General features: G+C 64.8%; 17 protein-coding genes and 2 pseudogenes. 14 read left to right on the top strand and 5 right to left on the bottom strand.

From position 1 onward, the window contains the following. Positions 1-4 precede the first annotated feature (4 nt). Positions 5-970 carry an amino acid ABC transporter permease gene (locus ACFSXZ_RS01310; RefSeq protein ID WP_378260288.1) on the bottom strand — a complete coding sequence of 322 codons (966 nt, stop codon included), beginning with the start codon at positions 968-970 and terminating at the stop codon, positions 5-7. Between the two features lie 12 nt (positions 971-982). Continuing rightward, positions 983-1,807, bottom strand: a complete 825-nt coding sequence (locus ACFSXZ_RS01305) for an ABC transporter substrate-binding protein (protein ID WP_378260286.1) — start codon at positions 1,805-1,807, stop codon at positions 983-985. Positions 1,808-2,074: 267 nt separating this feature from the next. Between ACFSXZ_RS01305 and ACFSXZ_RS01300 the strand changes: the two genes are divergently transcribed. Together ACFSXZ_RS01300 and ACFSXZ_RS01295 are read left to right on the top strand one after the other, a co-directional pair. Next, positions 2,075-3,589, top strand: coding sequence for a PucR family transcriptional regulator (locus ACFSXZ_RS01300; RefSeq protein WP_378260284.1), 1,515 nt, complete (start codon positions 2,075-2,077; stop codon positions 3,587-3,589). A gap of 327 nt (positions 3,590-3,916) precedes the next feature. Then, positions 3,917-4,093, top strand: a pseudogene (locus tag ACFSXZ_RS01295) (transposase); the annotation flags it as partial. Positions 4,094-4,162: 69 nt separating this feature from the next. Here ACFSXZ_RS01295 and ACFSXZ_RS01290 read toward each other — a convergent pair. Further along, positions 4,163-4,582 (bottom strand): annotated as a pseudogene (locus ACFSXZ_RS01290) (reverse transcriptase domain-containing protein); the annotation flags it as partial. Between the two features lie 1,273 nt (positions 4,583-5,855). Continuing rightward, complete coding sequence (locus ACFSXZ_RS01285; RefSeq protein ID WP_378260282.1) at positions 5,856-7,385, bottom strand: pyridoxal phosphate-dependent decarboxylase family protein; 1,530 nt, start codon at positions 7,383-7,385, stop codon at positions 5,856-5,858. 1,208 nt (positions 7,386-8,593) lie between these two features. Between ACFSXZ_RS01285 and ACFSXZ_RS01280 the strand changes: the two genes are divergently transcribed. The 8 genes from ACFSXZ_RS01280 (at position 8,594) to ACFSXZ_RS01245 (ending at position 12,684) form a co-directional block, all read left to right on the top strand. After that, positions 8,594-8,794 (top strand): hypothetical protein, encoded by a 201-nt coding sequence (locus ACFSXZ_RS01280; protein WP_378260280.1) that lies wholly within the window; start codon positions 8,594-8,596, stop codon positions 8,792-8,794. A gap of 337 nt (positions 8,795-9,131) precedes the next feature. Continuing rightward, positions 9,132-9,881, top strand: a complete 750-nt coding sequence (gene otsB / locus ACFSXZ_RS01275) for a trehalose-phosphatase (RefSeq protein WP_378260278.1) — start codon at positions 9,132-9,134, stop codon at positions 9,879-9,881. Then, on the top strand, positions 9,866-10,018 hold the full coding sequence (locus ACFSXZ_RS01270; RefSeq protein WP_378260276.1) for a hypothetical protein: 153 nt from the start codon (positions 9,866-9,868) through the stop codon (positions 10,016-10,018). The genes otsB and ACFSXZ_RS01270 overlap by 16 nt, the downstream gene beginning before the upstream one ends. Beyond that, on the top strand, positions 10,012-10,320 hold the full coding sequence (locus ACFSXZ_RS01265; RefSeq protein ID WP_378260274.1) for a hypothetical protein: 309 nt from the start codon (positions 10,012-10,014) through the stop codon (positions 10,318-10,320). Before ACFSXZ_RS01270 ends, ACFSXZ_RS01265 begins: the two co-directional genes overlap by 7 nt. Beyond that, positions 10,263-10,418: a hypothetical protein gene (locus ACFSXZ_RS01260; protein ID WP_378260272.1), complete on the top strand. Its 156-nt coding sequence runs from the start codon at positions 10,263-10,265 to the stop codon at positions 10,416-10,418. Before ACFSXZ_RS01265 ends, ACFSXZ_RS01260 begins: the two co-directional genes overlap by 58 nt. Positions 10,419-10,446: 28 nt before the next feature. Then, positions 10,447-11,403, top strand: a complete 957-nt coding sequence (locus tag ACFSXZ_RS01255; protein WP_378260369.1) for a glycosyl hydrolase family 65 protein — start codon at positions 10,447-10,449, stop codon at positions 11,401-11,403. Then, on the top strand, positions 11,387-12,400 hold the full coding sequence (locus ACFSXZ_RS01250) for an HAD family hydrolase (RefSeq protein WP_378260270.1): 1,014 nt from the start codon (positions 11,387-11,389) through the stop codon (positions 12,398-12,400). The genes ACFSXZ_RS01255 and ACFSXZ_RS01250 overlap by 17 nt, the downstream gene beginning before the upstream one ends. Further along, positions 12,298-12,684, top strand: a complete 387-nt coding sequence (locus tag ACFSXZ_RS01245; protein WP_378260367.1) for a hypothetical protein — start codon at positions 12,298-12,300, stop codon at positions 12,682-12,684. The genes ACFSXZ_RS01250 and ACFSXZ_RS01245 overlap by 103 nt, the downstream gene beginning before the upstream one ends. Here ACFSXZ_RS01245 and ACFSXZ_RS01240 read toward each other — a convergent pair. Then, positions 12,591-13,223 (bottom strand): TetR/AcrR family transcriptional regulator, encoded by a 633-nt coding sequence (locus ACFSXZ_RS01240; RefSeq protein ID WP_378260268.1) that lies wholly within the window; start codon positions 13,221-13,223, stop codon positions 12,591-12,593. The genes ACFSXZ_RS01245 and ACFSXZ_RS01240 overlap by 94 nt on opposite strands. Before the next feature lie 148 nt (positions 13,224-13,371). Between ACFSXZ_RS01240 and ACFSXZ_RS01235 the strand changes: the two genes are divergently transcribed. The 4 genes from ACFSXZ_RS01235 (at position 13,372) to ACFSXZ_RS01220 (ending at position 18,371) form a co-directional block, all read left to right on the top strand. Beyond that, the gene (locus tag ACFSXZ_RS01235) at positions 13,372-14,193 is read left to right on the top strand and encodes an alpha/beta fold hydrolase (RefSeq protein ID WP_378260266.1); all 822 of its coding nucleotides are present in this window, start codon (positions 13,372-13,374) and stop codon (positions 14,191-14,193) included. Next, positions 14,193-15,662 (top strand): aldehyde dehydrogenase family protein, encoded by a 1,470-nt coding sequence (locus ACFSXZ_RS01230; RefSeq protein ID WP_378260264.1) that lies wholly within the window; start codon positions 14,193-14,195, stop codon positions 15,660-15,662. Before ACFSXZ_RS01235 ends, ACFSXZ_RS01230 begins: the two co-directional genes overlap by 1 nt. A gap of 84 nt (positions 15,663-15,746) precedes the next feature. Beyond that, positions 15,747-17,261: an MFS transporter gene (locus ACFSXZ_RS01225; RefSeq protein ID WP_378260262.1), complete on the top strand. Its 1,515-nt coding sequence runs from the start codon at positions 15,747-15,749 to the stop codon at positions 17,259-17,261. A gap of 87 nt (positions 17,262-17,348) precedes the next feature. Continuing rightward, positions 17,349-18,371, top strand: coding sequence for a dipeptidase (locus ACFSXZ_RS01220; RefSeq protein WP_378260260.1), 1,023 nt, complete (start codon positions 17,349-17,351; stop codon positions 18,369-18,371). Positions 18,372-18,389 lie beyond the last annotated feature (18 nt).

Here is an 18,389-nt window from a genome sequence, read left to right as displayed (position 1 = left end):
GGTGTCACGATTCCGTCCTCCCGGCGACCTCATTGATGTCGCGACTCGCGAATCTGGTCCGTGCCTTGTCGAGGAGCAACTGCCACGCGGACCGGCGCACATGCCGGTCCGTGCGTCCCAGATACCGCTCAAGACGGGTCTGGAGTGCCGTGGCGACAGTGGTGACGACGAGGTACCAGAAGCTCGCGACGAGCAGCAACTCTATGGTGAAGAAGTTCCGCGAATAAATCGTCTGGGCCGTGGTAAGCAACTCGTGCGCGGCGATCACGCTCACCAGCGACGTGTTCTTGAGCATGCTGATGAACTCGTTGCCTGTGGTCGGCACAATGGCCCGCAATGCCTGGGGCAGCACTACGTAACGCAGCCGTTGGAAACCCCGAAGGCCCAGGGCCCGAGTGGCTTCCATCTGGCCCGGGTCGACCGAATCGACACCACCCCGAACGATCTCGCACATATAGGCCGCCTCGTTCAGGCCTAGTCCCAACACAGCCGCCACTGCGGACGTGATCAACGTGTTCGTCTCCGCACTCCAGCCGAGCGAGGTGAACGGAATGGATATGCCGATCCTCGGAAAGACCAGGGCGATATTGTACCAGAACAAGATCTGCAGCAAGCCAGGCATGCCGCGGAAGATGAAAACGTAAAACCCGCTGATGACGTCGAGCACCGGATTGGTCGACATGCGCATTACGGCGAGCAGGACACCGAGCACGATCGCGAGTAGTTGCGCGGCCACACCCAAAATGATCGTCAGCTCAAGACCCTTCAGGATCGTGCCGTCGAACAGGTAAGTGCGGACCACCGCCCAGTTGATATTCGGCGCAGTGGCGAACGCCCGCACGATCAGGCCGGTAATGATCAGTGCCGCTGACGCCACCACCCAGCGCCAGGGGTGGAACGGTTCCCGGACCGGCAGGTTGCCGGGAGTGTGTGTTTCGGTCTGCACCGCGTCATTCACCGTCGTTGTCATGGCTTTCCTCGATCAGCTTGATGCCGTGGTGCCGCCATTGATGGTTGCGTTCTTGACCGCGATACCACTTTGTCCGTAGCGGTCGAGGATCTGTGCGTACTCGCCGTTCGCGATAAGGGCGTTCAATGCCTTGGCCAACCCGTCGCGCAGCGGCTGGTTCGACTTGGGCACCGCGATTCCGAGCAGCACCTGGCCGTTGAGGTTGGGCAACGCGACCGACAAAGCCTTTCCGTCGTCCACGGACTTGGCCTCCTGGCCGGCGGTGATGGTGTCGGTGACAAATGCATCGACCCGGCCGCTGCGCAGCGCCAGCACGGCTGAGGTCACATCGGGGAACGACGACGGATTCACCGCCGGTTTTCCGCTGCTCTGACATTTTTTGGAGATATCGGTGACCACCGCGACGCCCTTGGTGCCCTTCGCCGCCCCGACGTTCTTCCCGCACAACGCCAGGTCGTCGGTAAAGCTGGCAGCCGAGGCGGAGTTGACCAAGGCACCCTGGCCGATCGTCGCGTAGTCGACGAAGTCGACTTGCTGCTGCCGGTCGGTGAAGTCGCCGATCTCGGCCATCGCCACATCGAAACGGCCGGCCTTCAGCGCCGGGATCAGGCCGTCGAAGGTCAGGTTCGAGTAGCTCACCGTCAGATTGAGCTGTTTGGCGGCGGCCGTGATCAGATCCACTTCCGCGCCGACCGGCGTACTGGATCCGGCCTGCGTATAGACCATCGGCACCTCGTCCTCTTCGGCACCGACGCGCAGGGTTCCGCCGGAGACGAGGGAACCGCCATTCGATCCGTTGGTGTTCGCACCGCTTGAACACCCGGCAACCAGGAGCACTGACGCCACTCCCAGCGCAGCTGATTGAGCCAACTTTGCTAACCGCATGTCATCCTCTTCCCGTACCGACGTTGGTGACGAGTGGTGCCCACGAGTAATCTCCCGACCGCCGATGGTCACCGACCGCCGGTGAGCATTGAACTCAAGAACATGGACCGATTGTTATGGAGAGCGGTCCTGGTGGCTTCGTGGAAGATTCCAGATCCTCCGCCAACCCATTGGTGGTTCCACCTAACACCGCTCGGCAGGATGGGCCACAATGGACGCATGGCGACCGTCGGTGCGCTCCTCGACGTCCTGGGATCAGTGCTGCACCCGGTAACCGGGTCGCTCGGCTTCGACAACGTGGTGACCGAACTGGTTCTGATAGGGCCGGGCGATCCGATTCCGGAGGTCGCGGGCGCGGCCCTGCTTTATGTCGGCGACCGGGATGTGCCGACCGACCTCTGTGGTGTCCAGGCCAGCGTCGTTATCGGCAAGCCGTGCTCGATTCCCGACGGCAGTTGGGACGAATCAACGGTTCCGGTGCTGCTCGCGGATGAACAGACCCCGTGGCACCACCTCCAGCAGTTGATCAACACGGCGATCCACACGGGAGCCGGCGGACAACGGGTCATGCTCGGCGATCTGTTCTCCCTGGTGAGTTCGATCGCCCAGGCCATCGGTGCGGCTACCTCGATCGAGGATCCCCACCAACGCGTGCTGGCCTACTCCTCTGTGCCGGGACAACCGATCGACGACGCCCGTCAGCAGGGGATTCTTGGCCGTCAGGTGCCCGACTTCGCTGTCAATGACGCGGAGTATCAGGCCGTGCGGCGGGCACCCGCCGCGGTGCGGATCCCGGCTCGCGGCACGCTCCAACCCCGGCTGGCCATCGCGGTCCGCTCCGGAGCGGATCTGCTCGGCTACATCTGGGTGATCAATGTCGACGATTCCCTACCGTCGGCGGCTGAGGAGGCATTGGTCGGCGCGTCCCAACTGGCCGCGATGCACCTGTTGCATATCCGCACCGCCGGAGCGGCGGAACGGCGGGCACGCGGAGATCTGCTCGGCAGCCTACTGGACGCTCGGTCCGCCCCAGAACTCGTCGGGGAACGCCTTGGACTCGACGTCGACACTCGCATTGCGATCATGGGCCTTCGCGTGGGCGACAACAGCGAGCGAGATTCGACCCGCGACGAAATCGTCGCGGACCTGGCGGCGATCCATTGTCGCGGCGTCGAGCCCCGCAGCGCGGTGCATGTGCACTACGGCATTGTGTATGTGCTGATGCCGGCGAGCCACCTCACGCGGTCTCAGCTCGTCGACCTGGGGCATCGGATCGCGGAGCGGGCGAGGACGGCGCTTCGCGAACGGGTGACGGTCGCAGTCGGGGCGACCAGGCCGTCATTGCATGAAATCGCTGAGTCACGAGCCGACGTGGATGCCACGCTGCGGATTATCGATGCCGGCAGCGTCGTCGCCGTGGAGGATGTCCTCCCGCAGGTCATGCTACTGGCCATAAAGATGCAACTGATGGCCTCCCCTCGCCTGCGATTGCCCGTCATCGAGCGGATCTATGAGCACGACCGCGAACACGGCACCAGTTACGCGGAGACCGCACTGACCTACTTGGCGCACGGCGACGTGTCCAGCGCTGCCGCCGCGCTGACACTCCACCACAACTCGCTGCGCTATCGGCTCGCGCGCGTGCAAGAGCTGTTCCATCTGGACCTCGCGGATCCGGACATCCGGCTGACGGCCTGGTTGCAGTTACGCATCGACCATCTCGGCGATGCATGAGCGACTGCCAGCCGGGCTCGGTCTGCGGGGTCTTTCGCCCGCTCGTCTGCCCACGGCAGCAGCGTGTTCAGTTCCAGAGGCTGGGGCACCGTGCCTCGGCAGGAAGGATCACGATGTCGGAGATGATCGAGCCGGCGGGCTCGGAGCCGTCGTTGGCGGATGGTGTGGATATTCGGGGGTTGATCGATAAAGCCCGGGCGGACGGTGTCCCTCTGGCCGGGCCGGATGGCTTGTTGTCCCAGATCACGAAAACCGTTTTGGAGACGGCGCTGAACGCTGAGTTGGATGAGTACCTGGGATATGCGAAGGGTGATCCGGCGGGCCGGGGTGGACGGCCACAAGGACGTCCTGGGCCTGTGGATGGGCACCGGTGGCGAGGGCGCGAAGTTCTGGATGAGCGTGCTGATCGACCTGAAGAACCGCGGCATCCGGGACGTGTTCTTCCTCGTCTGCGACGGCCTGAAAGGCCTGCCCGACGTCGTGGCGAACGTGTGGCCCCGTGCATTGTTCACCTGATCCGGAAGCGTAGTGCAGGAACAGATTCGCTAGTACGGGCGAGACCGAGGATCCTTGCGGCGTACCCCGATCCCGCACTCGCAGCGACCCGTCGGGCAGGACCAGCGGCGCTTGGAGCCACCGCTTGACATACAGCACTACCCACGGCAGGTCGGTATTCGCCTCAACCGCTTTAACGACGAGATTCCACGGCACGCTGTCGAAGAACTTACGGATGTCCAGATCGATCACCCAGTCCTTCTTCCAGCACCGTGCACGGCACGCCGCCACAGCATCGAGCGCACTACGCTTCGGGCGATACCCATAGGAGTCAGGATGAAAGATCGGCTCGACCTTCCGCTCCAACTCCCTGGCCACCACCGTCTGCGCGACTCGATCGGCCACGGTCGGCACTCCCAGAATCCTGGTGCCACCGCCGCGGGCCTTATCGATCTCCACCGCACGCACCGGCGGCGGGAAGTACGACCCCGACGACATCCGATTCCAGATCCTGAACAGGTTGTTCTTCAGATCATTCTCGAACGCCGCGATCGTCTGCCCGTCCACGCCAGGCGCGCCCTTGTTCGCCCTGACGGCCTCCCACGCCTCCCAGGCCGCCTGCTTCGATATCTCAAACGGCTTGTCTGGTGCTCTCAACTCGTCCAAACGACTCCTCCCGGAACACGTCCGGTTGATCGAATAGACCAGCCACGGACAACCCGGCCCCTTCGCTCCAGCCCCATTACAGAACCTTCATCGCTACTACGAACCGGTCCGCCAGCATGCCCGGCGACGGTACTCAATCCCTCGACGGTGGTCACCGCTTGGGACACTCCCTGTCTCCTGCCCATGGCAAGCAGGACATATCCGGGCATGCCTTCTCCTGTTCCACACGGAAGCCGCAGACCAGGCTCACGTCGTCTACATGCCGGACACCGCCTGGCCAGCAGGCGGAACCCCCGCCAGGCTTGTCCCGGGATCCGTTTGACACCCCGGTTTCGATGTCGTCTGTATCTGTTTCGACACGTCAGCAACGATTCACTCGCGTTCGTCTTCCTGATCCCCACCTGACACCTCACCGGTGCCGTTTCCTCATCGCTCACCACGACGGTCTTCAGCCAACGCAGCATGAGGCGGTTTGGAGCCTCCCTCCGCCGGGGCGACTCCGAAGGGCCAAACCTTCATCATCCATGCAGCACCGCATCAAGGACTCGACCTACTACGACTCCCCTCAACGTTCAGACCACACCAAACGCCAGATGTACGGACGCGCAGGCTTCGCCCTTCTACGCCACCGCATCTTGCTCGGATGACCATACTGAGCGTCACCACCGGATTCGGGCCAGAGCCGATCTTGGAACAGTCCCGACCGCGACACGGCGGGTCAGCGGATGGCCCGACTCTCGCCTTCGCTTGTTCTTCTGGGAATAGTGTTACCGGGCACCTCGGGCCTTGCTGGGTACGCTGACCGCCGGTCCGGCTACGCGGCCTGCGGCCAGCCATGGTCATTTTCCGTCCAAACCGGGGACCGTGCGCGGTGGAGTGGCCATCACGCCTCACTCGACCCGGCATCGATGGCCTCGGTGCCCGGGTTGGCCAGGCCGAAATTCGACCAGGCCGAGTGCCCGGTTGCCGGCTATGGCCTTCGCCGACGTGGCCTGCGCAGAGACGAGCGCGAGCAACTCCTCACGCGACAACCCATCCAGACCCGAAACAAGACCGCTACCATGTCATGCATCCCGCCACGCCCCGTGTGTCGCAAGCTGAACAGTTATCGGAAATTCTTCTCTTCGATCTCCCCAGCCTGCACCACCAGGCCGATCAACTCGTCCACGCTACGCCGAGACAGGTCAGGGTTGACAAAGGTGAACTTGAGGAATTCTCGGGAAGAACCTGATGGATCCACCACTTCCACCCTGCCCACAGAACTTCCGAAGTCTCGCATCAAACGCCGCCTAATGGCGACGTTTATTGCGTTCCTCTCCTGTTCAACACAATCCACGGACGGCACATAATGGAACACCACAACGCTTAACTGCGGCTCATTTTCAAGACATAATTGCGAATGCTCGGCAATTCTCGCGGCGGCATAGTCGGCAAGGTCAAGACACGAGTCGACCAGCCTCCTCATGCCATCACGCCCCAGAGTACGCAATGAGGCGACAATTTTTAGCACGTCCGCACGCCGGGTCGTCTGCAAGGTTTCCGAAAACAGGCCACGGTATCCGGCTTCCTCATCATCCCGCGGATTGACACACACCACGTTGCAGTCAAGCGATTCGGCCGCGTCCGGGTCGCGAAGCAGCATGGCGGCGGCCGGTGCAGGCTGCCATCCCAGCTTATGAAGGTCCATACTCACCGAATCAGCGCGCTCAATTCCTTTAACACACTCACGTCCCCGCTCGGAAAAAATACTCATCCCGCCATATGCGGCATCGACATGAAACCATACGGAGTGAGCTTCGGCGATTTCGGCCAATTGGTTGAGCGGGTCGACAGACCCGAAGTCCGTAGTTCCAGCGGTGCCGACCACCGCCACCGGGTATTCGTCGTCATTCAACGCCGAAAGGATGTCGGCCACCGCTTCCGGGATCATTCTGTTGCGGCGATCCACCGGAACGCTGATAACAGAATCTTGCCCCAGTCCCAGTGCGCCCGCGGCGCGTTTAATGGACACATGCGCCAATTTCGAAGCCAGAATGCGCGGTCGCGCGCAATCATGAGAGATCCCACTGGAAAAAACATCACGGATTCCCCTGGATCGATAGACACGCTGGCGAGCATGAAGAAGAGCTAGCAAATTTGCTTGCGTACTTCCCGAAGTAAGTGTTCCACCATTCGCGGAATAGCCAAGCAGGCCACCCAAAGCGGTGATCAGCGCTCGCTCCAACACGATTCCCGAAGGTCCACTCTCCCAGGCGTCGACCGACTGGTTGGTTATACTGGCCACAAAATCGGCCGCAGCCGCGATGGCGAGGACTGGTGCATGAAGATTTGCCGCAACGTTTTCCGCAGCCAGGTTGACAGATCCTGAAACAAATCCGCGCAAGAGTTCGGGCCAACTCGCGATACCAAGTCCCTGGTCGGGCAGGACACCGCCGGGCAACGTGTCGAGCACCTGATTTTCCACCTCGCCGGGCTGTCCAATGGGCAGTGCAGAATTGCGTTCACATAGCAGTTTGAGTATTTCCGAAACGGAGATTTCAGTTAGTTGAAGGAGAGAGCGAAGCCCGTCGTCACTCGCGGCCAGCGCAGACGCTGGTAGGAGATCAGAAACTGTTGCATCAATCTTCGCTTCCATTCATACCCCTTTCAAGAGTGAGTCAAGTCTAATGCAGACCGCGCGGCCATAGTGGTTGCTGCCCAATTTATCTACGAGATTGCCCGTTGGCCTGACGGCCGACCACACCGAAAGCGGCGAACTCTTCCCGGAGGCCGATCTGGTAGCGGCTGATCCTCAGCGGGTCGCCGGGCGAGCCCTTGCAGGACACGCGCTCGGTCGATCAGCTGGTGCAGGGCCCACAAAGGTAGCCTGTCCACCGCTGAGAAGTAGGCCCGATGTCTCGTACAACGTCACTTCGCCCACGACTTTCCCGTGCAGTGCCTGGTCTGACGGACTCCGCGTCCGCCGATGTCCGTCCCGCCGAACCTTCGCGCGGGCGGCCTTCATCACAACCGGCAACCCACCCGCCAGCAGGTTCAGGTTCGTATACTGGCTTGTTGGGTGCCCCCGACAGGATCGCTCGCCAGTAGCCGCGCTCGTGCGCGGTCGCGGCGAGGCCGAGTAGCCATGCGTGAAGACTCGCGTCGGTAACCTGATACAGGTCGAGAAGCTGTTCGACCTCGCGGATCTTCACGCCTTGCTCGCGGGTCTCGATCCTGCCCAGCGCCACCACCGAATTTGGACAGAGCCAGATCGCTGACAGTCCCGATCCGGTCCAGAGCCAAAAATCGGACACTCTCAGGAGGCCTCGGAACTCGCGTGTCGAATGCCGGTCAGCCCTGCATCGTTCTCTGGCCGACTATCCGCCCTGCTTTCGCCTGATCGCGCCGGACGTCGACGGACACCAGCGCTGCCACCAGGCCACACGGCGCCGCCCCAATTCGCCGCAGCAAGATGGTGGCCAACGATCGCATGTGAACCTCGACCCGCGGTGACCTCATAAAAGGATCGCTTGAACCCAGTCGCGAACGACTTTACGATTACGCGGGCAGTACCTACGGAAACGGGGCATGCGCCGTGACCGCCGCAGGCTGTTGGAGTATAAGAAATTTCGACGGTGCATGCATGCGCGAATCCACTGGCGCTTAATGACGCGGCGCAGCTATGTTCTGTCGCATGAACACGCATCCTGCGCATGAATATCGCGAACACGTATTCGATTTCCCCCTCGGGCACACTTTCGTGGCATGCCTGCCACATCTTACGTATCAGTGCTCGAACGCACTCCAACACCCTGAACCGGCGTTCTGCGGGTCCTCACTGTGCCTGTGGTGGGGGTGGTCGGCATGACCGGCGCTGTGATCAACCCGGTCGCTCTCCCCCCGACCCGGGTCCAGGACGGGCGCTCCCCGTCGGCCTCCCGGCAGCCGTTGCCGTTACCCGCGGTTCTCGCCCGCGTGCAGGGACGGCGGTGTACGGGCTGGCAGCGGTGGACTGCGGTGGACGAGTCGCCGACCGCGCAGTGTCCGGCGCTCTACGCTGGGTGACTGGTACACCCTTGGCCATTGGCGTCACCCACGGCGTGGTCGTCGTTAGCGCTGTCGGCAGTTCCGGAAGTGTATTGCGGTTCTGATGACCACGCACCCGGAACGCCGACGTGCCGGCGACCTCATGACCGTATCCTCGTCGCACGAAGGGTGGTCCAGGATCGCGCGAGAGCACGGGGTCGCGGTGCGGGCCCGATCCGGACCGCCGGTTCGTGCCGTTTCCGGCTGGCCGCTGCAGCAGTCCTATGTCATCGCCAAGCGGCACCGTATCGGGGGTTGACGCGGTTCGAACCCGAGCATCGGGAATGGTTCTTCGGCCGCGATTAACCAATCGCCGATGGAGTTGCTGCGCCAGCGCCGGCTGGTGGCCATCGTGGGGGCCTCGGGCAGCGGGAAGCCCTCACTGCCAAGGCAGGCCTGGATCGAGAGTCTCGTGGTCGCCGGGAGCCACGGTTTCGACACCTGGGCCCCTACCGAGGGCACGATCCAGCACGAGGCCGCGACCGGTTTCGAACCCCTCATCGACGAGGTCGCGCGACGGCTGCGTGCCGAGGTCGGCTCGATCGCGGGCGCGGTGGTGGAACCGAAGAAGGCGTCGGTCGCGGTGCACTACCGACTGGTCGATCCGGGGCAGCACGACCGGATCACCGGGGTGGTGGCCACCGTCCAGGCCGAGCGGGGAGACCAGCTGAAGATCACCCCGGGCAAGATGGTCTACGAACTCCAGCCGAAGATCGACTGGCATAAGGGCCGGGCGGTGCGCTATCTGCTCCACGCACTCGGCCTGGACTCGGCTGACGTGGTCCCGCTGTATCTCGGCGACGACATCACCGACGAGGACGCGTTCCGGGCGATGGCGGACGTCGGCGGCGTCGGCATCATCGTCGGCCGGCCCGATGATCCGAGGTGGTGGGCCGGGCCACCGCGGCCGAATTCGCACTCTCGTCTCCCGCGCAGGTCGAACGGCTGCTGTCCACCGTGGCGGCAGACCAGAATCGGGTGCCGGAAGAGGGATATTCGCGGTCCGGCTGGGCGTTTGCCTACCACCACTTCGACCCCGGCAGCGAGGGTTTGCGGGAATCACTGACCTCGACGGGTAACGGCTACTTCTGCACCCGCGGCGCGGCCGAGTGGGAGGACGCCGGCGGCGTGCACTACCCGGGCACCTATGCGCACGGCGCGTTCAACGGGAGACCACCATCCTCGGCGGGCGGCCGGTGCTGAACGAGGATCTGGTCAGCCTGCCGAACTGGCTGGTGCTCAAGCTGCGCATCGAAGGCGAGGAGGCGATCCGGCTCGACCACGTGGAACTCGTTTCCTACGAACACTCCTACGACATCCGGCTGGTGCAACGCGAGCTGCGCCTCCGTGACCGCGCCGGCCGGGAGACCACGTTGCGCAGCCGTCGTTTCGTCACCTCAGCCACAATCAGCGCCACGTCAACGCGGCAATCTTCTACAACGTCTGGATGTACTGCCAGACCACCGGCGACCAGGAGTTCCTCAGCGACTACGGCGCCGAGCTGATGCTCGAGATCGCCCGCTTCTGGGCCTCGATCGCCCACTACAACCCCGAGCGGGGCCGCTTCGAGATCCACGGTGTGATGGGACGACGAATTCCATGAGCGCTATCCCGGCGCCGAGGAGGGCGGCCTGCGCAACAACGCCTACACGAATGTGATGGCGGCGTGGATCGCCGACACCGCCGGCCGTCTGCTGACCCTGTTGCCGGCCACCCGCCGCGCCGCGCTACGCGCCCGCCTCGGACTCGGCGAAGACGAGCTGCGCAGGTGGGACGAGATGAGCCGCAGGATGTACGTGCCCTTCCACCCGAACGGCATCATCAGCCAGTTCGAGGGCTATCTCGACCTGGAAGAGCTCGACTGGGAGCGCTACCACGCCGCGCACTCCAAGACCGGTCGCATGGACCGGATCCTGCGCGCCGAGGGCGAGGATCCCAACCAGTTCAAGGTGGCCAAGCAGGAGCAGGCCGACGTGGTGATGCTGTTCTTCCTGTTCTCCGACGGCGAGCTCGGCGCGCTGCTCGATCGGCTCGGCTACGCGCACGACCCGGAGCTGAGCAGGCGCACGATCGACTACTACGACCGGCGTACCTCCCACGACTCGACGCTGAGCCTCGTCACCCACGCCGGCGTGCTCGCCGCCCGGGACCCGAAAATCTCCTGGGACCGGTTCATGGTGGCGCTGGAGAGCGATTTCGGCGACGTCCAGGGTGGCACCACCTCCGAAGGCATTCACATGGGCGTCATGTCGGGAACACTGGACCTGCTCCAGCGCTATTACGTGGGAGGCGACGTCAGGCACGGCGTGCTGTACTTCGCGCCCACCCTCCTGGACCGGCTCGACGGGCTCGTGTTGTCCATGCAGTTTCGCGGCACCCCGCTCAAGGTTTCGATCGCGGGAGACGAACTGACCGTGTTCGCGCTCCCCGAGGGTTTCCGCGGAGGTGTCCGCGTCGGTGTCGGAGGCGAGGTCCGCGCGCTCGAAGCGGGCGAAAGCTGCGTGTTCGCGCTGTCCGGCGAACCCGGCGCGACCAAGACGAGCCGGGTGAACCACACGGGAAGGATCCGCCATGACGACGGGCTTTGAGGATGCCATCTTCGACGTCGATGGTGTGCTCGTCGACTCTCACGCGCGAGCCTGGAAGGACTCGCTGCGCGAGTTGATGGAGACCGACTGGGCCGGCATCCGCGACCGGACCGCGTGGACGGACGACGGAATCACCCCGCAGGTCTACCAGCAGGTGATGTCGGGCAAGCCTAGGGCCGCCGGTGCCCTGGCCGCGCTCGAATACTTCCGGGTACCCGACGCGGAGAACCGGGCCGGCACCTACGGCGCACGCAAACAGAACATGGTCATCAAGCTCATCGAGGCCGGCGAATTCCACGCATATCCCGACGCGTTGCGTTTCGTCCTCGCCGTGAAGACCGGCGGAATCCCGACCGCGGCGTCGTCGTCGAAGAACGCCGGGCTCTTCCTGCAGCAGATCCGGCTGGACACCTTCGCCAAGCAGGAAGGCCTGTCCTACGACTTCGTGACACCCGGGCTGAGCCTGTTCGACTCCTTCGACACCGACATCTCCGGCCGCGATTTCGCCCACGGCAAGCCGGACCCGGAAATCTTCCTCACCGGCGCGGCGGAGCTGAACGCCGCCCCACGCGACTGCTTCGTCGTCGAGGACGCGGCCAGCGGCATCAAGGCCGCCAAGACCGGCGGCATGTCGGCGCTGGGCGTCGCCAGGGCCGATGACGAGGAGTTGCTCGCGGCCGAGCATCCCGACATCGTCGTCACCTCCCTCGACGAGATCGACGTCGCGATGCTCGGTCAGCACAAGCTAATCAGGCGGACATCACGAACGGCACAGCGTCCGCCGCCCGCGCGACGCCCAAGCCCGCGCGAGACACCGACGAGAGAACCCTCGCCATCGGGGTCGATGTCGGCGGTACCAAGATCGCCGCCGGGGTCGTCGACGTCGGCGGGCGGATCGTCGCCCGCACCCGCCGCCCGACACCGGCCGACGACCCGTCTAAGACCCAGGACACCATTGCCGACGCCGTCCGCGAGCTGCTCAGCGACTACACGGTGACCCGTGTCGGTCTGGGCGCGGCGGGTTTCGTCGACGAGAGACGCTCGACCCTCCGCCGACCTGTCCCGCCACCAGCAGACGCAGGCGATGCGGCGCCACGTGAGAGAGCGGCGCAAGGACTACGGCAAGGAACGCCCGGTCCTCGGGCCATAGTCGTGGGCGTTGATTTCCATCCGGCCGACGAACGCCCTCAGCCCGCGCGCCGGCATCCGTCGAGAACGGTTGTGCTGAGCGCGTCCGCCCAGTCCCGGTCGAGTGTGCTGCCGATGAGCAAGCGAAAGTAGACGGCGCCGACAAAGGCGTCGATGACCCGCGCTATATCGAGGTCGGGCCGAAACGTGCCTCGTGCGATACCGGATTCCAGTATTTCGGTCGATTGCTTGCGGAGTGGGTCGGAGAAATTCTCGCGGAAACGGCGCTGTGTCTCCTTGTCGCCCTGTGCGTGTGCGACCACCGAGGCCGCGACCCGGCCTGCGGGGCCGGCAAGGGCGGCGACGAGGGAACGGACGAGCGCACGGAAATCGTCGTCCGGCACACCACTACGGGGACCGGCGACCTGCGGCTCGAACTGGTTGAAGAAACTCTCGATCGCGAGCGCGGCTTTCGAGGGCCACCAACGGTAGATGGTGGTCCGCGCGACACCGGAGCGGCGACCAACACGATCGATCGAGAAGTGCTCGATCCCGCCCTCCTCCAGGATCGCGTAAGCGGCTTCCAGGACCGCGCGGTGCGCCGACTGGCTCCGCGGGCGTCCAGCTCCCCGCCTGCGCTCGGCGCCCTGGCCGTCGTGATCTGCTCCCGTACTTTCCGGCACCGGCTCCATGTGGCCATCTTTTCACGCCGACCCGTTCCGTTGCCGCCGATGCAGGGGGCGAGCCAAAACGCCCCGGCTCGACAGTCGGTCCGAGCCACGCGTTTGACCAGGACCGATTTTTCCGCTACAGTTTGTAGCGTATTTGGGAGGTGGGTTCGTGACGACCCTCGACGTAGCCGGCGTGACAACGATCAACATGGTGCGAACAGGACCCCGGGGCGGATCCCCGGTCGTGTTCCTGCACCCGGTGGGACTCGACCTGACCTGGTGGGGCGACCAGTTCTCCACCTTCGGCCCGGAGCGCGATCTCCTCGCATTCGATATGCCCGGCCACGGCGCTTCAGGCGCGCTCACGACACCACCGAGTTTCGAGGTCATGGCCGACACGCTGGAGGCGGTACTCGACGCCGCGGCCGCAGGGCCGGCGCATCTGGTCGGCCTGTCCGTCGGCGGCATGATCGCGCAAGCGTTCGCGCTCCGGCGACCGCATCTGGTCCGGTCACTGTCCCTGATTGCCACGTTGTGCACCTTCCCCGAACCGGTTCGCGACGTGCTGCGCGAACGTTCCCGTGTGGCACGAGAGGAAGGCATGGCGACGATTGCCGAACTGACCAACGAACGCTGGTTCCCACCGTCCTTTCGCGACCAGCGGCCTGACGTTCTGGACCGCGCCGGGAAAAGCCTGCGAGCGCAGGACGGCGAGTTCCACGCCCTGATGTGGGACATGATCAGGGGCTTGAACCTGGAAAAGAACCTGCCGGACATCACGTGCCCGACAATGGTCGTCGTGGGCGGTTCGGACGGCAATTCGCCGCCGGCCGCCGGCGAGCGGATCGCCGAACTCATCCCGGGCGCGTCGCTCACCGTACTTCCCGGCGTCGGGCACTTCCCGCCCTATGAAACGCCGGTCGCCTTCAACACCCTGCTCCGCCGGTTCTTGGCGAAGGTCGATCCCCTTCCTGCCAAGGAGAACGCGTGATGACCATCCCGGTTCTGAAGCGAGGCGTCTATATCGCGGGCACGTGGCGGGCGAGTTCGACAGGTGAGACGTTCGGTCTGGTCGACCCTGCTACGGAGCAGCCGTTCGGAGAGGCCGCGGCCGCCTCGGCGGACGATGTGTCGGCGGCGGTGGAGGCGGCACGTGCGGCGTTCGAGGACGGCCCATGGCCGCAAACGAGCATCACCGACCGGGCGGCGGTCCTGCGGCGCTTCGCCGACGAACTGGAAGCGGATGTCGAGCCACTAGCCGAACTGGTGATGCGAGAGACCGGATTGCCTCGCCCGGACAGTATCGGTGGCACTAAGGCGATGCTCGCCGTCCTGCGCTACTACGCCGATCTCGCTGACGAGATCGAGTTGACCGAGCGACGGGTGGGGCGGACAGGGGTCACCGCGCTCATCGAGAAGCAGCCTGTCGGCGTCGTCGCCCAGATCGTGCCGTGGAACAGTCCCATCGTGATGGCGGCGTTCAACCTCCCGACCGCCTTGCTCGCCGGCTGTACCGTGGTACTCAAACCCTCGGAGTTGAGCCCGCTCAGCGCCGGTTACCTGGCCGACGCCGCGGAACGTGCCGGCCTGCCACCCGGCGTACTCAACATCGTGACCGGCCGGCCGGAGGCGAGCGAGGCACTGGTTCGCGACCCGCGCGTCGACAAGATCGCCTTCACCGGAAGCACCGCGACCGGACGGGTGATCGCGGCGGCAGCGGCACCCACCCTCAAGCACGTGTCACTCGAGCTCGGTGGCAAGGCCGCCGCCCTGGTGCTCGACGACGCGCCTCTCGACCGGCTGGTGCGGACGATGGTGCCGGCGATCATGTTCAACAACGGTCAGATGTGCCTTCAGCCCAGTCGGCTCGTCGTGCCCGTACCGCGCCACGACGAGATCGTCGAAGCGCTGGCGGAAGCGTTCGCGAAGATCATCGTCGGGCCACCGTCGAATCCGGACACTCAGGTCGGCCCGCTGATCAGCCGGGCGCAGCACGAACATGTCCTTGGCCTGCTGCGGTCCGCCGTCGACGACGGTGGGCGGTTCGCGGTCGGTGGCGGTATGCCCGAAGGGCTCGGCACCGGGTTCTACGTCGAGCCCACGATCATCACCGGGGTCACACCGGATTCGCGGGTCGCGACCGAGGAAATCTTCGCGCCGGTCCTGGTGGTCCTGCCCTACGAAGACGAGGAGGAGGCGCTGAAGATCGTCAATGACACGGAATTCGGCCTCAACGACGCGGTGTACAGCGCCGACCCGGAGCGTGCACTCGCGCTGGCCCGGCGGATGCAAAGCGGCAGCGTCAACATCAACAACGGCCAGTACCTCGACGTCGCGATTCCGTTCGGCGGAGTGAAGCAGTCCGGCTACGGACGCGAACTCGGCCCCGAAGGGCTCGACGCCTACTTCCAGACGCGTGTCATCTACCTAGACGCCGAACCCTTTCACGGCCTCGGCTGACCGTTCCGCGGCCGAACCCAGCCGCGCTCGCCCGCGACGACGCGAATGCGTATCACCGACTCCGAAGCTCAACGTGGAGGTTCCATGAGTCTGTCGTCCCGCGGTACCGTATGTGCGACCGCTTTCGCCGCCTGTGTCGCGAAGATCGCGTTGGCGATCCCCGCTGTGCTCAACGGCCTGTTTCAGCGCGATCTCGCGACCACGTCGGCCCAGCTGACCTGGATCTCGGACGCGTTCCTAGTGCCGGTTGCTCTCTTCGAACTGGCCTCCGGGGTCCTGGGTGACCTCTTCGGCCGCAAGCGCCTGCTGATCGCGGGCAGCCTGCTGCTGACACTCGGCGAACTCGTCTGCGTGTGCACCCCCGGCGCGAGCGCCGGGACCGACGTCAGAGTGGCGGTGCTCTGGACAGGGCAGGCGATCGCAGGCGTCGGCGCGGCGGTGCTGTTCCCGACCTCGCTGGCCATGGTCGCGGCGGCCACACACTCGACACGGGCCCGCGCGCACGGCATCGCCGTGTGGTCAGCCGCGCTCGCGACGGGCGGCTTCGTCTCGCCGTTGCTGGGTGGGCTGGTGGCACGGTTCAACTGGGCCGGTATCCCCGCCACGGCGTGGAAGTGGGCGTTCCTCGCGGTTGTGGTACTCGCTCTGACCTGCGCCGCGGTGGCCCTCACCGCCCAAAACTCCTCGGCTCCGGCAGGACGATCGCTGGACTGGCCAGGGCAGATCACCCTCACCATCGCATTGCTGGCTCTGCTGTTAGCGATCATCCAGGGCAGCACGAGCGGCTGGCGGAACAGTTGGGTGGTCACCGGGTTCCTCGTCTTCGCCGTGTTCGCTCCCCTCTTCGTCCTGGTCGAACATCGGGCACCCGCGCCGCTGCCCCGGTTGGCGCTCTACCGGAACCGCGCCTTCGCGGTGAACGCCGCGGTCACGCTGATCGGGATGTTCAGTTTCCTCGGCACGGTCAGCGCGACGAGCATCAGGCTCTCGGCGATCCAGAAGTTCTCACCGTTGAAGACTGCGGTCGCGTTCGTGCTCCTGTTGGGTTTCACCCTCGCGCTCCTGCCGTTGACGGAACGAGCCATCGCCCACTACCAGCCGAAGTGGGCGCTGGGCGGTGGATTCCTCCTGATGGGTGCCGGTGACCTGTGGATCTCCACGCAGTCCGCGGCCTCTTTGTCGATCTGGCCGATCGTGGCGCCCCTGGCACCGGTCGGGATCGGGTTTGCCTTCGCGCTTTCCGGGGTCACCGCGGTCGCGGTCAACTCCGTGCCCGGACACCTGGCCGGAATGGCTTCGGGGTCGACCAATCAGTTGCGCGACTTCGGGTTCACCCTGGGGCCCGCGGTGGTCAGCGCCATCGCGCTCGGCGGAGCCGCCGCGCAGATCCAGGACCGGCTGGCGGGCGACCCCACGCTGCGATCCGCCCTCGACGCGTTCGAACGGACCCCTTCGCAGTTGCCCACGGGCGCACGGGCCACGGCAGAGGCCGCAGTCCGGACGGTGCGGTCCGGACCGTTGGGTGCCAACGCCATCCCAGCCAACCCGCTCAAAGATGTCGCGTTCCACGCACTCGATCACGCGTACTCGATTGCCTAGGTCGTCTGTGGTGTCGCGGCATTGGTGGCGACGGTCATCGCGTCGCCGCGCTGAAAACGGAAAAGTAAGGACTCAGAAGGAGAAATAATGTCGGACAGCATGACGATCTTCAACGGTGTCGGCGCCTCGTGGTTCGAGGATCTCTCGCCCGAGTTCCTCGACGAATCGGTAAAACTCGGCGTTTCCGCTGTCGGGTGCACCGCCAACGACACGTGGGACGACACCCTGGAGGCGATGGAGAACCTGCAGGCGGTCAAAGAAGTCGTACGAAAGCACGCGCAGTCCTACGTGATCGAAACGAAGCGGGACCTCGAGAACGGCATCGCGGCCAACCAGGTCGGCGTCCTGCTCGGCTTCCAGAATCCGAAAGCGCTCAGCGACAGCATGAACTACCTGGAAGCCTTCGCGGACATGGGATTGCGGTGCTGCGCGCTGGCGTTCCGGGACAACAGCTACTACGGTTGCGGATTCTCCGCCGAGCCGGACGGAGGCCTCAGCGTCGTCGGAGAGCGCGCGGTCCGTGTCATGAACCGGCGGGGCGTCGTCGTGGACCTTTCCCACGTTGGTGACAAGACCGCGCTGGACGCGGTGGAGCTCTCCGAACATCCGGCGATCTTCAGCCACTCGATGTCACGCTCCTTGATGGCGGCGGGACCGAAAGTGGAATGGGCTGGGGTCAAGAACAACGCGGTCCGTCGTGCCGCACCCGACGAGCTCGTGATCGCCGCTGCCGCCAAGGGCGGCGTCATCTGTCCCGACGCGCGGATGGCGGGAAACCTGGACAACTTCCTCACGCACATCGACCACTTCGTGAACCTCGTCGGCGCCGACCATGTCGGCCTCACCGCGCAGGACGACTGGCACAGGTCCAAAAAGGACGCTCACCGCATTCAGCCTTATCTGCCCGGTTACGACTCGAAAGCCGGCAAGAACGACCGCACGTTCGACATCGAGTACCGCATCTACCGAATGGAGGACCAACTCGGCCCGGCCGTGCTCGACCGGAACGCCGTGATCGCCGAGCTCCTGACCCGGTACAGCCGGGAGGACCTGGCGAAGATCGCCGGTGGCAACCTGCTGCGCGTCCTTCGTACCGTGCTGCCCGACTGACCCCCACGTACGAGGAGA

This window comes from Amycolatopsis pigmentata (assembly GCF_042684065.1).
Classification (GTDB): domain Bacteria; phylum Actinomycetota; class Actinomycetes; order Mycobacteriales; family Pseudonocardiaceae; genus Amycolatopsis_E; species Amycolatopsis_E pigmentata.
The sequence above is the reverse complement of the archived record's forward strand: the minus strand, read 5'-3'. Positions and strand labels throughout refer to the sequence as shown.